The following is a 15245-nucleotide window of genomic DNA, read 5'->3' on the forward strand; positions in this document are numbered from 1 at the left end:
AAGAAAACATTTTGGTTTGTAAAAAAATACGGTAACAACCTTGCTATACAGGAGAAATGAAGTTATTCCTGTATCGGAGAAAGAAAGTTTTTCAGTTCTTCAATCGGGATTGGTTTTGAAAATTTGAATCCCTGCAGATAGTCCGCGTGACTGTTCACACAGATGGTCTCCTGCTCATCGGTTTCTACACCCTCATAGAGTACTTTGTACCCGAGTTTTTTAAAAGCAGTGGAAAAGTAGTTCAGGATAAACTGGGAATTTTCATCCTTATTTGCCATCAGAAGAAGGCTGCGGTCAAATTTTACAACATCCAGTTTTAAGCTAAGAATCCGGTCAAAATTAGAATATCCGGTTCCAAAATCGTCGAGGTAAGTACATACACCGAGGGATTTAAACTGCATTACACGGTCAAGAACGAGTTCGTATTCGGTATCGTTGCGGCTCTCGGTCAGTTCCACTGCGATGGTATGAAAATCAACACCGTTTCTTTCTACGATCTGCCGGAACTCTTCCATAAAATTTTTGTTGGAGAGCTCTGAAATGGAAAAATTTACGGAAACACGGGAGAGCTGGTAACCTTCATCCTGAAATTCCCGGATCGCACGGCAGGTCTTATTTAAAATGATCATGCTTAATTTATGGATATAGCCATTCTTTTCAGCGAGCGGAATAAACCGGTTTGGATATACCATGCCGGTGTCCTTTAGGTTCAGACGCATCAGTGCTTCTGCGGTGTCATAATTGCCGGCATTTACGTTGCGGACCGGCTGGCAGTATACAAGAACTCTTTTGTCATCAAGGGAACCGTTTTCTGCAATATCTTTTAACTGCGCCGAGAGATATTTCATATCATGAAAACTTTTATAATCGGCGGTGTCGCAGGAGCGGAAATTATTTAGTTCCATCGGTTCTGCAAAGAAGTTAAAAAGTTCGTAAAACTGCTCTAAGTTTTCACAGAAATCCAGATGATTGAACATAACGATCTTATAAGGCAGTTTATAAGTTTCAAAATGGCGTTTAAAGTCATTCTGGATCATATCCTGCGCGATTTTATCTGCATTCCGGATGTCACTGACATCAATTGCAAGAACAAAAAAATCTGTAGATGGGTGGAAGAGGAGTCCGTTTTTAAAGTAGCCGTTCCAGAAGTTGAAAAAAAGTTTGCCAAGCTCATCCGGCATCACATATTCGGAATCAGTGTCGAAACGGAGACACATATAATAAGTAGAATTTTGAATTGACGCCTGCTGGTTTAAATATTCGTTTAGGGAATCTGCATTCAGGGCCCCTGTCTTGATACTGTAAGAACTTCCATGTACCATATAAAGGATTACCATGATCGGCAGGAGAAAGGTGATGGCAAGGAAGGTATTGCTGCCAAAATAGTTTTCTGCACAGACGAGAAAAACACAGATGAACTGTACGATCACGAGCATATGGAATAAACTTGTTGGAATGCGTTTATGATAGTAAAGTAACAGGAAAAAAATAAACGCCATATAAATCCCGTAAGCAATCGTAAACGGTTTTAAATAAAGGTTATCATGCCATGCACCTGAGCTGTCCCGGTAGAAACTGTAACCCAATACAGGTGACAGTGCATCCACAACGGCAAAAATGATATATAAGGAATATAGGAAAATATTCATGATATGTCCTGTTTTTCCCGGAATACCAATCAAAATCTTTAAATAAGCCGCATACAGACAAAAAATGAGCAGCAGGCTTGAATGATATATTGCACGCAGAATACATAAAGTGGTATCACTGTCGAAATACAGTACAGTATAGTAAAAGCAGGAATTGCTGAAGGCTGCAATCAGCAAAAGCGCGATGCAGGTGCGAAAAAGCAGAAAAAGTCTGCTGCGGCGGATAAATGTCTCCCGGAGAAGCAGTAAAAGTAATATACATAAGATCACGAGAATCATATCTACAGCGGGAGTGTACCCGTTGATCAAAAAAGCGTTGGATAATATTTTTGGTTGCAGATTCATAATTTCATTCCCCTGTAATCAGATTAAAAGTAATTTAGCCGAACAAAAATTATACCATAATATGGGAAAAATGTCACAAAAATTCATGCTCAGGTTGACGTTAAGACAGCAAAGTTATAAAATAAAAAGCGCAACCGATTGCGCTATATTGGAGAGAAAGAATGTTGCTGAAGCAGTCAGCCGCAGGTACCTTAAGAATATAGAGAAATCGTGGAAAAAAGAGCAAATTAATGGAGGGGAGTGTGAAAAAATTTTTTCACACACAGAAAAGGTGAACATTATGAAAAAACAGGTTTACAGAAAACTACTGGCGGCATGTGTCAGCGTAAGTCTTGGAACTGTTCTTCTGGCAGGATGTGGGGATTCTGCCGGAACGACAGGGACAAAGACAGAAGACGTTTCTTTAACAACAGAAGCACAGAATGAAGCCCGGACAGCGGATGTATCAGAGGCACAGCAGGAATCAGAAACACAGACAGAAGTACAGGAGAACGATACATCGGAAGATGTGATTGAGCCGGTGGGAGAAGTTACAACATTCACGCTGCCGGACGGACCGGAGGAGTCTGATATTTTTGTGCAACCGGTTGCTGATATTTCGGATGACTTTATCCGAGGCATGGATGCATCCGCAGTTCTTTCTGTGGAAAACAGCGGGGCTGTGTATTATGGCTACGATGGAAAAGAGCAGGATGTGTTTGAGACACTTGCACAGTCCGGAGTCAATTATATCCGCCTGCGTGTATGGAATGATCCGTATGACGAGAACGGTAATGGCTATGGCGGCGGAAACAATGATCTGACGACTGCCATGAAACTTGGCGTGCGTGCAGCCAGATACGGAATGAAGGTCTGCATTGATTTTCACTATTCAGATTTCTGGGCAGATCCGAAAAGACAGCATGCACCGAAGGCATGGGAAGGTATGACAGTCGATGAAAAGAGTGATGCACTCTATGATTATACGACAGAGAGCCTTGGAAAGCTGTTAGATGCCGGTGTGGATGTCGGGATGGTGCAGATCGGAAATGAGATCAATAACGGTATGTCCGGGGAAACAGATGTGGATGCCGTGATGCAGCTTTTAAATTCCGGAAGTAAGGCAGTGAGAGAAGTGGCAGAGTCTTATGGAAAAGACATTAAAGTTGCCGTACATTATACGAACATTGAGGATAATGACCAGATCGATACGATGGCAGCAAATTTAAAAGATGCCGGTGTGGACTATGATATGTTTGGTCTTTCCTTTTATCCGTTCTGGGACGGAACCAATGAAAATATGCAGAACGTAGCAAAACTGATCGAGGATAAGTACGGAAAAGAAGTATATATTGCAGAGACTTCTTACTGTTATACATCTGAGGATGGAGACGGTTTTAGCAACAGCCTGAAAGGAACCGATGACCTGACAGACGGTTACGGTGCAACGGTACAGAGTCAGGCAACAGTGATCCGTGATATCTGTGCAGCCGCAAATGAGGCCGGAGTGGAAGGTGTCTTTTACTGGGAAGGCACATGGATCCCTGTCGGATCAGCCGATGCGGATAATTCCGCTCTGTGGGAGAAATACGGAAGCGGTTGGGCAAGCAGTTATTCGGCTGAGTATGACCCGGATGATGCAGGGTTATACTATGGAGGCTGTTCCTGGGACAATCAGGCAATGTTTGATTTTACCGGACACCCACTGGCTTCTTTGAATGTATTTAAGTATTTAAAATATGGCGCAACAGCGCCGCTTGCAGTTGACTATATCCCGGATGTTTACGTCTCCTGCAATGTAGGCGAAGATCTGGTTCTGCCGGAGAGTATTGATGTTGTATACAATGACCGTTCACAGAATAAAAAACAATCTGTAAGCTGGAATGAGACACAGATGAAGGCAATCGATACCACGAAAGCCGGCAGTTATGAGATCGAAGGGGCATTGGAAGAGGGAACCACTGTTACCGCGCATGTGGAAGTGGAAATGGTAAATTATGCGGTCAATCCAGGTTTTGAAGATAAAAACCGTTCAATGTGGAAAGTCTCTTATGAAGGGGAAGCCGATCCGACTGATTATCAGGTAAAAGCGGATGATGCACATTCCGGTGAGACCGCATTTCACTTCTGGTCCGGGGATTCGGATATGGAATTTTCCATTGAGCAGGAAGTGACCGGTCTGGAGAATGGGACGTATCAGTTGTCTGTATTTTCACAGGGCGGTGATATGTCATCGGATGCGTCCATGGAACTGTATGCAGTGACAGCAGATGGCGGGCAGACGGCTCCGTTTATGCTGACCACCTACAATGACTGGCAGAATCCGACGATTAAGGAGATTAAGGTTACGGATGGAACGGTTAAGATTGGGGTACGGTTCCAGTGTAACGTGGGCAGCTGGGGAACAGTGGATGATTTCACGCTGAACCGGATTTCGGACTGATCGTTTCATTAAATCAAAATAGTTTGTAGATTTGGTTCAATCAAAGGATGGACGCTTGGCGGACATTTGAATCTTATGAATAAAAAGCATGTTTGTTTCAGAATAAATATTCTGGGGCAGACATGCTTTTTTTCATTTTTTCTCCCAAAGTCACAAAAACAGCCTCGGCTTTGTGCAATTTGCCAGCCGCTAAGTTGTGAGCCACCTTTTGACACCCGAATCTTCATAGGAAATTACGTCCTATGAATGAAAAAGCCCTCCGGGCGGGATGCGCACCTCGCGGAGAAGAAGTTTGCTGTAAACAGCACCGCTCGAGCGCGAAAGAGTCGCAAGCGACTCTTTTCAGACTGTAGACAAAGCAGCACTTGATTTAACACTCGAGTGCTGCTTTTCTGTAACTTGTCCTGTTATCACACATATTTTTGAAAAGTATGCAAAAACAGTGTTTTTTGAGTGCTCTCTTGTGGAGCATTTCTGCCAGCTTTTTCAGATTCATGCACGTAAATGTAAGCCCGACTTTTAATTCCATTCGAGCTTTTCCTTTCATCTGCGTATAACGAAATCCATGGTTCTCTTTTGCTGTTCCAAATATCCGTTCTATCGTTTCTTTCCGTTGGTCATATAATTCTTTCACGCCTATCGTGTGACGGATATCTTCACATCGTTCCATGTAAGGTTCCCTGCTTTATATGCCTCTTCCATCGCACGGTAAGTTCCATAATAATCGCCAAATGGCTGGTGGATCAGCAGAAGATCGACATAGTCTGTTTTTAACTTCTTTAAGGATTCCTCGATGGATGCTTTTGCCTTCTCATAGCCGGCATTGCTGATCCATATTTTTGTCGTGATAAAAAGCTCTTCGCGCGGCAACCCGCATTTCTCGAGCGCATTGCCGACACCTTCCTCGTTGCCGTATGCCTGTGCCGTATCAATGCTGCGGTAGCCAATCGAGATCGCATCTAAGACGCAGCGCTCCGTATCTTCCGGCGGTGTCTGATAAACTCCGTAACCTAACATTGGCATTTTTACGCCGTTATTTAATGTTGTGTATTCCATTTGATATTCCTTCCTATTCTGTCAAGCCTAAATCTCCTTTATATATTTATACTGATATTTCGGACATTATTTATCAAGCATGGGAAGGCAGATAATACAAATGAAATTCAAAATGAGGATGAGCAGATCGTGCAGAAAGTGATGTGATTTAATTAAAAATAATGCTTTAGCCAGAGAAAGTGGCTCATAAAAATGTGATAAATAATGAAAAAGTCCCACATAAAAATGTAAAATCATAGAAAAAGTGGCTCATGAAAGTGTGAAAAGAGTGTATAATAAGGAATATTTGAGGGGCCACAAAGCGTTGGGGGATAAAACCATGGATAAATTATCAATATGGGATAGTGAGCATATATTAGATAAGATTTCATTATGTACATTGGAAAAGGGGCAGAAAATAGAGAGGAAGAAAACAACTGATTTTCCGCTGCCAGATATATTAAAAGATTTTTATAGAGATGCAGAAATATGTGGGGACTTTTACTCTAAGGAAAATCTGAAACTTCTTTATGATGAATACAATGAGAAACAGGAACATATCGGTATTACCGTTGAACAGTTACAACAGGATGGCTGGATTCTTGTAATGTATGATCGGTGGAGTTCATCTTTAAAAAGTTTGTCAATTTGGGAAAAAATCGTAATTGACAATGAATATAAAGACGAGAAAATTATCCGTTTTCTTGTGTGGCTTGGGAAAAAAGCCAGAAAGAAATATAATATAAAAATTTCCGATCCGGAAAATAAGCTGGAAAAGTGGAGAGGATTATACCGTGACCTGCCGGATGTGGACTGGTTTGTGCAGCAGCATTATTTAGTGATGGAAAACAATAATTATTATGCGTATCGTGCATACACATATTGGAATGAGATAGATCAGGCATTAGCTGGGTTATGGCTGGAGTGGAAAGAGGAAAAGTCTGCAGAATGGATGAAACTTGCGAGGGCATTACATGGAACATATGACATTTTCAAATATTTGGACTACGGGGAGAGAAGGAATTTATTTCTTTATATACAAGATGAATTTTTCTATAAGATGGATATTCCGAACTGGGAACAGACAAATGAATTTTATAGAAAAAAAAGACTGTTTGAATCAGCCGGATATTTAAAAAATCCAGATAAATATAACCATGTAGGGTTATGGTGTGGCAACCGTGTACTGGATCGGAAGAATTATAATCAATATGGATTCGAATACTATAGAAACGAGGATGTACATGAATATGACAGCATGCTGATCCTGTATCCAATGCTTTTATATATGGAATGGGGAACAGATGGCGACAGCAAAAGTTTTTGTGGTCAACTCGAAAAGTATGATGAAATTTGTCAGTTTTATATGTTTTATCATTATAGTCCGTCTTTATTATATGAAATGTTTGTTACAAAAGGGACTTTTTATATGGCATTCCGGGAACTGGTCCGCTGTCAGAGGAATTCTTTGTTAAGTGAGGAGATTTTTGAGCATACGGTAGTTGAAATCGTACAAAAAATATTTGAGGAGGGCTGCAAAAGAAAAAACTTTTTAAATGGTCAGCAAATAGGAATGTGTCTGCTGGACTTAATGTACATAAAGACGCAGAAGAAATATCATGAGGATTCTTTATTGGTAAAAATCATTGATCTTGTTGGGACGAAGACTTATTTTGAGGTTATATGGAAAGATATGCATTCCTATTTTCAGGAACTTTTTAAGCTGGAAAATACTGTGGAGTGGGTAAACGCATACCATCTGATCCTGATTTGTATCAAAAGATGGTTCTACATGAAGCCAGATCGTCAGGAATGTGGTTACTTTGATGATTTTCTCGAAGTGGTCTGGGAGGGATATCAGATTGTATTTAACAGGGGAGAACATATAAAATTTTTGGATGTATCCTATTTGGAGCCGGAGATATGTAATAGTTTATACGAAAAGTATATTCAAAAAAATAACAGTTCTGAGAAAAGGAAGCGGCTTTTTGCAAGAATTGATCTGGATAATGCAGAAGATACGATACCATATTATTATTTCAAAAAATTGCTGGAAATTCTCTATAATATCCTGGACATGCAGGAAGAAAAAGATGAGGTCGTCAAGTCAGTTTTCATTGAGGTTTTAGAGCAGGCATTGTTGAAGGAGCAGGCAGCGGAAGGCAAAAAGAACAGAGCGTACTTTGAGTATTCATATATGCAGATATATTCCGCCGAGGATATAATAGCGAAATGTATAAAAACGTTGTCAAGTACAAATAACTCAGAAAAGTATATAATGGAACAACTGTTAGAGAGAGACATCCCGGATTTATTAGTCTATTTTGAAGCAGCGGCAGATGAGGAATTTAAAACGAAACTGATAGATAAGATCAATGAAAAAGCTGCAATAGATTCCCTGAATGTTTTTCATGATGAAAGAGCAATCGATATTGTTTTAGATAACAAAATAGCCAGTTTATATCCAGCAGTACAAGACCTTATAGAAAAGAAATTAGCCGGATGGAAGAAAAATAATCTGCCGGAAAAAAGTGATGTTGTAAGATATGCATTACATCAGAAATGGAGATTAAAGTACATCCGTGGCGAGTATAAGTCGATTCTGGAGACCAGCTATGAAAAGTCAACCATAAATTAGCAAAAAATTTCTTTTTCATATCGGTGGTAAAAAAGGGTAACTTTAATAGAGCTCCCTTAGGGTGCTTTTTCAAAATCTATCGATATTGGTATACAGACCTCTTATTCGAGGTTGAATTCTACTTCGCCAGTGAGCATCTTCCAGATGACTCTGACAAGCTTGCCGGCACAGTGCCCAAGTGCATTGTAGTGAGACCGGCCTTCAGCCCTCTTGGCATCATAATAAGCCTTGAAGGTTGCGTTGTTTCTGACAACGTTCCAAGCTGCATTTACAAGGGCATATCGTAAAACACGAGAGCCACGTTTGGACATCCTTGTTGTCTTAGCCTGAAAGTTACCAGACTGATAAACAGAAGGATCCAAACCGGCAAAAGCAAGCAGCTTGTTAGGATTGGAGAAACGGTGAATATCACCTATTTCACCAAGAATCATTCCACCATTGATATAACCGATACCAGGAATGGTCATGATGACAGAATCGTTGAATTTCATGATATCCGTCATCTCAGCTTCAATCTTTTCTAATTGGCTATCCAGTAACTCGATTTGTTGAATGGTTTGAGTTATCTGAATAGATATAGCGCTGTCGTTAGCACCGACAGACTTCTGTGCGAGAACTCTTAATTCTTTGGCCTGTTCTTTGGTAAAGTGTCCGTGTGAGTTCACTTTGAGCAGATTTGCCAGATGAGTCATATGCATGGAAGCAATCTCTTTTGGAGAAGGTGCTTCTTTTAATAAAGCATAGACAGCGTGTTGATGCAGACCGGATTTGAAAAAGTATTGAATCTCCGGAAAGACCTGATCAACATAGGTTGTCAGTTGAATTTTCAATCGGGTACGTTGCTTTATGGTTTTCTGACGGAAACGTCCCAATGCCTTAAGATCCATCATATCGAGATCGAAGAAGCTGACGAATCTGAGGTTGTCCTGCATCATAAGAGTTTTAGCAATCACGTAAGTGTCGACCTTATCTGTCTTAGTTTTGCGAACGTTATTTTTTCGCATTTGACAGGTTTTGATGGGGTTCAACACACACACTTGGTAAAGCTCAGTAACAAGGTATCGAACAAGGTTGTCACCGTAGTGTGCCGTTGACTCAAGACCGATGATGAGGCTGTTCTTATCGAATGATTCGAGTTTAGAGACCAGCAGTTGGAAGCCATCAGCGTCATTTGTGAATTTGAACGGCTCAATGATTATTTCACCGTCGGAAGAAATCGCAGCGGCGAAATGATTAAGTTTGGCAATATCAATGCCTACGTAAATTTTCATGAGGTTGTACCTCCCTTTCCTAAAGTCTGATACCATGATGTCCACCAACGATTATCATCGTAGACTTGATAGAAATAAGTACTCTGAGTGAAAAACACTCCGGCAACATCCAGCTAATAAACAATTCAGATAAAGGTAGTGGCAATACACTCCAGTTGAGTAGTCAAGCTACAGAAAACAAATCAAAAGTCCATAGTATCTGAATTGTATTGAACCACGATATTAAAAGAAAGGAAATATGTGATAATTAACTTCCTAATTATCATACAAGGGGAATAATAAATTTTTTCAGGCAATCGTTTATACAGAAATCGAGGGATATAAGGATTTTACGAAAGCAGATCAGATCTGGAGGAGCATGATAGAGTCAAAGGATAAAGATGAGCAGTTTGCATCAGTTTATTTAAATTACCTGTATCTTTTGGACAGGGAATTATCTTCTGGTGAAGAGGGGGAAAAAGAACATATAGAATATGTGAATCATCAGTTTGAGTGGGTCTGCAGAATCATAGAAGATGAAAAAATCCAATGCTGGGGGCAAAAGCAGCGGGAAAATTATGTATGGTTTGTCGTCCGGCAAAAGAAACGTATGGGGGAAGATTATCTTCTTTCATTTTATTCCAATAAAAGTAAATATGAGTTGGCAATGTCTGTGGATGAGGTTATGGATACGGATCAAAGTAAGGTGGAACAGATAACATCCGGGATGCGTTTGAATCATGATTATCAGGATATTTCAGATGCAATCCGGGTGTTCTGGGCACAGACATTTGAAAAAAAGGCAGGCTCGTATTACCTGGCAAAAGGAATTACGGAAATAGAAAAACCAGGACAAACATTATTGGTTGATGCCGTATTAACGACCTGTGATGTTCTATATAATTTTGGACCACAATTAGTACATATCATTAAAAATGATGAAAAAGGTCTGAAAGATGACAAACCAGATTCTAAAAATAGTTTGGATCAAAAAAATGTAAAATATAAATTGTATGAGGACAATGTAACAATATTATTCCGGGAAATATTTAATCATTTATTTGGGGACAACATAAAAATATGTGTCCATGACCAGCAGAAAATGGGAAACACTGGATATGAGTATGGCGGTGTTTTTTCACCATCAGAGATTGATTTAACATTTTATTATGATGAAGGACAACATGAAATAGGGGAAGCATTTGTATTGAATGATAATACGTCAAAAGCTGTGTTTAAAGACCATATGGGAAAAATCATGGGAAACAATACAAGACATGAACCGTTATCATTTATGCTTGTATTTGGAAATTTATATAAATCTTTAGAGGCGTGGAAGAAATATAGCGATTATATAGAGAATGGAGCGGGCGGAGATTTTGCTGATCAGGGGATAGCCGGCATAGAGTGTCTGGCTTTTGATGAAGCTCCCTATTATATAAAAAAGTTTGAGCATAAATATCCCTGGCTGAATGTAACCCGGCAGAAAATCATATTTGATGATGGCAGGGAGCAGGAGGTGCTGCATATCTTTATTGATATGAGCAGGAGCAGAGAGGGGAATATACGGAGAAGTACAAAATGATGGAAAACGAATATCATATCACAGTAAACGACAGTGTCTTTCGTACAAAGCGCTGGGAACTGCATGCGGTAATCCTGTTTACAGGCTGTTTTGCGCTGCAGTTTGTGGTGTATAGTCTGTTTGACCATATGGGAATAATCCATAACCATGACATGGAAGAATATATGCCGGAAATTGCTTTGGCGGTTACGGTTTTTGTGACATGCATGTATTATTTTATCAGAGAAAAACGAACCAATGGTGTTATGAAACTGGGGATCAGCTTTCGGGAGGATTCTGTTAAAATCTCAGCGAATGGGAAGGACTATATCGTAAAGCATGATGAGATCACGGAAGTCCGTAAAATGATGGTCATTGATCGTATGCATGATAAAAAAGGCTGTTACAGGATGAAAATAAAATGTCATGGCAGGAGTAATCTTGAATTTGAGACCACGCAGCAGGAGTATGAGGCTCATTTGGATTTTGAAAAGACAGAGCTGTTTATTTTTTATGATGCGTGTAAGAAAGCCGGGTTGAAGTGTTGTTAAAATTGATCTGGACAGATTTCCAGCATAATTTCTAGCTATTCCCCTTTATTTGTGATACACTGGAACAAGAGTGTATCGTGAATTTTTACAGAGAGGATAAAAAGCTATGCAGGATTATGATGAGAGTTTTTTTATTGCGAAAGCAAACAAGAGGGCGAGTATCACGTGGTTTGTACTTTTGCTGATAGCGTCCGTGTTTTACGGAATAAAAGTCGGCAGGGGACAGTTAAAGGAAGCGTATTTTGCAGGCTTTTTTGTTGCAGGCTGGCTGTCGTATCTTGGCGGCAGGATCTTACTGAGATTTAAGCATGCTGACAGTCTGCGGTATAAATGGGTGGTAGGACTTGGCTACCTGATATTTTATGCGGTAATTGCGTGGACATCTTTAGATGAAGTTTCTTATGTATTTATTTTACCGTTAGTATGCATTCTGATCCTTTATAAAGATCCGAAGTTTATCCGGACAATGATGGGTATCACGTTATTTGTACTGATTTCGAGTAATCTGTATAAAGGTCTGGCAAAAGGAATGATGGATTTCGTCGCAAGCGAGGAATGTGTCCTGCAGTTTGCAATTGTGATCTGCTGTTATGGATGTACCAATATGGCAATCGCCCATCTGGTACAATCGGATGGTGCATTGACGGCTTCTATCAAATCTAATCTGGCGCGCGTCGTACAGACTGTGGAGCAGGTCAAAGAGGCGAGCAATGAGATCGTGGACGGTGTAACGGTTGTGAGGGAACTTGCAGATGAGAACCGCACCGGCGCTAATGATGTCATGAATGATATGAAAAATCTTGCGGATAACAATGGAGTGCTCAATGATAAAACACTTTCCTCTGTTGAGATGACCAATGTGATCGATACGCAGGTAAAAAATGTTGCCGGTCTCATGGAGCAGGTGGTACAGCTCATCGGGGCATCGGTGGATCATGCCAATATCAGCGCGGAAGAGCTGGTTGAGGTGGTGGAGATCACCAATAAGATGGCGACACTTTCCAAAGAAGTAGAGCAGGTGCTTGAGGACTTTAAGGCTGAGTTTAAGAATGTAAAAGAAGAGACCAGTACGATTGAAGGTATCACTTCAAAGACAAATTTACTTGCTTTAAATGCATCCATCGAGGCAGCGAGAGCCGGAGAAGCCGGCAAGGGATTTGCGGTAGTTGCCAATGAGATTCGCGAGCTGAGCAGTGGAACACAGGCTTCCTCCAACAGTATTATGGAAGCATTGTCAAGACTCGAAGCAATTTCCGAGAAGATGATGAAGTCCATCTCAGAGACCGTGGAACTGATCCAGGTCAATATTGAAAAAGTATCGAATGTCAACCAGAGTGTGACAAATATTACAAACGATGCGACAAGCCTTGGCGAAAACATCAAGGTCGTAGACAGCGCAGTCAAAGAAGTGGAGACATCCAACCAGACACTGACGGACAATATGCAGCAGGTCGGCGAAGTCATGGAAGTCATGACACAGAGCATCAATGGTGCGGAACTGACAACCAGGACGATGCTGAGCAAATACGAGGCAAGTGCCAAGAGTGCACTGGATATTGAGAGTGTTGTCGGCAAACTTATGGAGGAGCTGGGCGTCGGCGGATTCATGGGGGTACAGGATGTAAAACCTGGCATGAAGATCACGATTGCATTAAATGATGACAGCAGTAAAAAAGAGTATGCAGGCGAAGTTGCGGACTGCAGTGGCAAAGATCTCTTTGTAACCGCAGAAAGTGGAGTGAAAGACTTTGTTGACAAGAAGAATAAACATGAGTTATGTAAACTGCATATTGTAGTTGACAATGTCTTGTATTACTGGGATGACATTGAGATCCATCCGGTCAGACAGGGTGAAAAAGGTCAGTATAAACTGCATATTGAATCCAATCCGAAGGTATATAACCGAAGAAAATATCCTCGTATGCCGATCTCTAATGCATGTACCATCCGCTTAGAGGGAACAGATAAAACATATTCCGGAAAAATGGTAAATATCAGTGCAAACGGTTTTGCATTTTCTGTGCGTGACAATGTTTTTGCAAGCCAGACAGGCAGAAATGTCCAGCTGGATGTGAAAGATTTTGCAGTAATTGGAAATAAGCCGCTGACCGGCTGCGTGATCCGAAGCTCCAACAATGAAGGTGAATTCATCGTTGGGTGCAGAATGCCGGAGGATAGCGAGCCGATCAAAGAATATGTAAGCAGGAATTACAATGGGAATTAGAAAAGAAAAGTAGATAAAGGGGCAATTCAGTTGAAGAGAAAAGCGGCATTATCTATTATAACTGCAGCATTTCTGATCGGTGTGGCAGCATGTGGAAATGGAAATATAAACAGTTCAGGTGCAGCGGCATCGAATGAAAACAGTGCATTACAGCAGTCTGACGCTGCGGAAAACAGTACCCGGAAAACATCAGCTACAGAGGAAAATGCAGATACGGAAGATGCATCCACAGAGAATAATGCAGACAGTAATACAGACACAGAGGAGAGTGCCCAAAACGGCACAGGAACAGAAAACACCGAGGGGCTTACATTTGCGGATCTTGCAGAATATCAGTTCAAGTTTTGCAGTGGTGCAGGTGGATGGTCTACGGATTTTACCATTGATTCCGACGGGCATTTCAGCGGTGAGTATCGTGATTCAGATTTTGGAGATGCCGGGGACGATTATGAAAACGGAACCGTGTATACAAGCGTATTCAATGGACATTTTAAAGATCTGACACAGGTAAACGACCATTGTTACCGGATGACACTTGCGGATATTTCCTATCAGGAAAATGAATTTGGCAGGGAAGAGATCAAAGATGGAACAAAGTACGTTTATTCAGATGCATATGGTCTGACCGGTACAGATACTTTTCTGGTTTACCTGGAGGGGACACCGGTCAGCGAAATTTCGGAAGAGGCATATTCCTGGCTTTCCATGGCAAACAAAAGTGATACAGAGCTTACGATGGTGGCACTTGTAAATGAGGGACAGGAAGAGGGAATCTATTCTTATAAGAAACTGTCCCCATTAGAGGATGCACAGACAACTTTTGAGAGTTATACGTCAAGTTATGAATACTGGACGGATGAGATCGATAAAGCGGAGTCACAGAGTGAGATAAACGATGATTCCCAAAAAAGATATGAGGTCATGGATGAGTGTCTGAATTATATCTGGAATCTCATAAAGAATGATACGGATGAGAACGCGTATCAGAAAATACTTGAAGAACAGCGGACCTGGATCGCAGATAAAGAAGCAAAAGCAAAGGCTGCTTCGGATGAGTATGGGGATGGAAGTGCTGGAACAGCAGCTTATTATGATAAGTCAGCAGAACTTACCATGACACGCTGTGAGGAATTGATCGAATATCTCAAGTAATGAAAGATAAGAGAAAAACAGAAGTAAGAGGCGAAAATCATGACGGCAGAAGATATCAAAGCATATTGTCTCAGTAAGCATAAGGCATGTGAAGCATACCCGTTTGGGAAAGTGCCGGTCTGCTACAAACTGAATGATAAAATATTTGCGCAGTTATATCCGGATGAGGGAAACTATAAAATTACATTAAAATGCACAGCGGATGCCGCACAGTTTTACCGGATGGTCTACCCGGATAAGATCATGGAAGGATATCATTGTTCGAAGGTTCAGAAACCTTACTGGAACACGATCTATCTGGATGATTTCCCGGAGAAGGAACTTTATAATATGATAGATTTTGCGTATGATACCGTACTGCACGGTTTCAGCAAAAAAGTACAGAAACAGATATTGGAAGAGGCAGGGAAATAGT

9 protein-coding genes and 2 pseudogenes are annotated in these 15245 nt (G+C 40.9%); 7 read left to right on the forward strand and 4 right to left on the reverse strand.

Annotated features, from left to right (window positions below):
- Positions 1 to 62 precede the first annotated feature (62 nt).
- On the reverse strand, positions 63 to 1994 hold the full coding sequence (locus tag RIL182_RS01130; protein WP_006857762.1) for an EAL domain-containing protein: 1932 nt from the start codon (positions 1992 to 1994) through the stop codon (positions 63 to 65).
- A gap of 280 nt (positions 1995 to 2274) precedes the next feature.
- Between RIL182_RS01130 and RIL182_RS01135 the strand changes: the two genes are divergently transcribed.
- On the forward strand, positions 2275 to 4416 hold the full coding sequence (locus tag RIL182_RS01135) for a glycosyl hydrolase 53 family protein (protein ID WP_044999204.1): 2142 nt from the start codon (positions 2275 to 2277) through the stop codon (positions 4414 to 4416).
- Between the two features lie 460 nt (positions 4417 to 4876).
- Here RIL182_RS01135 and RIL182_RS01140 read toward each other — a convergent pair.
- A pseudogene (locus tag RIL182_RS01140) lies at positions 4877 to 5095 on the reverse strand (transposase); the annotation flags it as partial.
- Positions 5089 to 5472 (reverse strand): annotated as a pseudogene (locus RIL182_RS01145) (aldo/keto reductase); the annotation flags it as partial. The pseudogenes RIL182_RS01145 and RIL182_RS01140, both read right to left, overlap by 7 nt.
- 319 nt (positions 5473 to 5791) lie before the next feature.
- Here RIL182_RS01145 and RIL182_RS01150 point away from each other — a divergent pair.
- Positions 5792 to 8089 carry a hypothetical protein gene (locus RIL182_RS01150; RefSeq protein WP_044999182.1) on the forward strand — a complete coding sequence of 766 codons (2298 nt, stop codon included), beginning with the start codon at positions 5792 to 5794 and terminating at the stop codon, positions 8087 to 8089.
- A 101-nt stretch (positions 8090 to 8190) separates the two neighbouring features.
- On the opposite strand, the gene RIL182_RS01155 is transcribed toward RIL182_RS01150, so the two are convergent.
- A complete protein-coding gene (locus tag RIL182_RS01155) occupies positions 8191 to 9360 on the reverse strand; it encodes an IS110 family RNA-guided transposase (protein ID WP_118592507.1) in 1170 nt (389 codons plus the stop codon).
- Positions 9361 to 9718: 358 nt separating this feature from the next.
- Here RIL182_RS01155 and RIL182_RS01160 point away from each other — a divergent pair, with 358 nt between their 5' ends.
- The 5 genes from RIL182_RS01160 (at position 9719) to RIL182_RS01180 (ending at position 15244) form a co-directional block, all read left to right on the forward strand.
- Positions 9719 to 10924, forward strand: a complete 1206-nt coding sequence (locus RIL182_RS01160) for a hypothetical protein (RefSeq protein WP_006856787.1) — start codon at positions 9719 to 9721, stop codon at positions 10922 to 10924.
- A complete protein-coding gene (locus tag RIL182_RS01165) occupies positions 10921 to 11454 on the forward strand; it encodes a hypothetical protein (RefSeq protein WP_006856788.1) in 534 nt (177 codons plus the stop codon). The genes RIL182_RS01160 and RIL182_RS01165 overlap by 4 nt, the downstream gene beginning before the upstream one ends.
- Positions 11455 to 11560: 106 nt before the next feature.
- Positions 11561 to 13678 (forward strand): methyl-accepting chemotaxis protein, encoded by a 2118-nt coding sequence (locus RIL182_RS01170; protein WP_006856789.1) that lies wholly within the window; start codon positions 11561 to 11563, stop codon positions 13676 to 13678.
- 30 nt (positions 13679 to 13708) lie between these two features.
- Positions 13709 to 14830: a lysozyme inhibitor LprI family protein gene (locus RIL182_RS01175; RefSeq protein ID WP_006856790.1), complete on the forward strand. Its 1122-nt coding sequence runs from the start codon at positions 13709 to 13711 to the stop codon at positions 14828 to 14830.
- 39 nt (positions 14831 to 14869) lie between these two features.
- Positions 14870 to 15244 carry an MmcQ/YjbR family DNA-binding protein gene (locus RIL182_RS01180; RefSeq protein WP_006856791.1) on the forward strand — a complete coding sequence of 125 codons (375 nt, stop codon included), beginning with the start codon at positions 14870 to 14872 and terminating at the stop codon, positions 15242 to 15244.
- Position 15245: the final 1 nt, after the last annotated feature.

The organism is Roseburia intestinalis L1-82, assembly GCF_900537995.1.
Taxonomy (GTDB): Bacteria; Bacillota; Clostridia; order Lachnospirales; family Lachnospiraceae; genus Roseburia; species Roseburia intestinalis.

Bases quoted from the DNA above. Each gene is read 5' to 3' on its own strand.
- RIL182_RS01130 (WP_006857762.1), bottom strand. From the start codon at position 1,994: ATGAATCTGCAACCAAAAATATTATCCAACGCTTTTTTGATCAACGGG.
- RIL182_RS01135 (WP_044999204.1), top strand. From the start codon at position 2,275: ATGAAAAAACAGGTTTACAGAAAACTACTGGCGGCATGTGTCAGCGTA.
- RIL182_RS01150 (WP_044999182.1), top strand. From the start codon at position 5,792: ATGGATAAATTATCAATATGGGATAGTGAGCATATATTAGATAAGATT.
- RIL182_RS01155 (WP_118592507.1), bottom strand. From the start codon at position 9,360: ATGAAAATTTACGTAGGCATTGATATTGCCAAACTTAATCATTTCGCC.
- RIL182_RS01160 (WP_006856787.1), top strand. From the start codon at position 9,719: ATGATAGAGTCAAAGGATAAAGATGAGCAGTTTGCATCAGTTTATTTA.
- RIL182_RS01165 (WP_006856788.1), top strand. From the start codon at position 10,921: ATGATGGAAAACGAATATCATATCACAGTAAACGACAGTGTCTTTCGT.
- RIL182_RS01170 (WP_006856789.1), top strand. From the start codon at position 11,561: ATGCAGGATTATGATGAGAGTTTTTTTATTGCGAAAGCAAACAAGAGG.
- RIL182_RS01180 (WP_006856791.1), top strand. From the start codon at position 14,870: ATGACGGCAGAAGATATCAAAGCATATTGTCTCAGTAAGCATAAGGCA.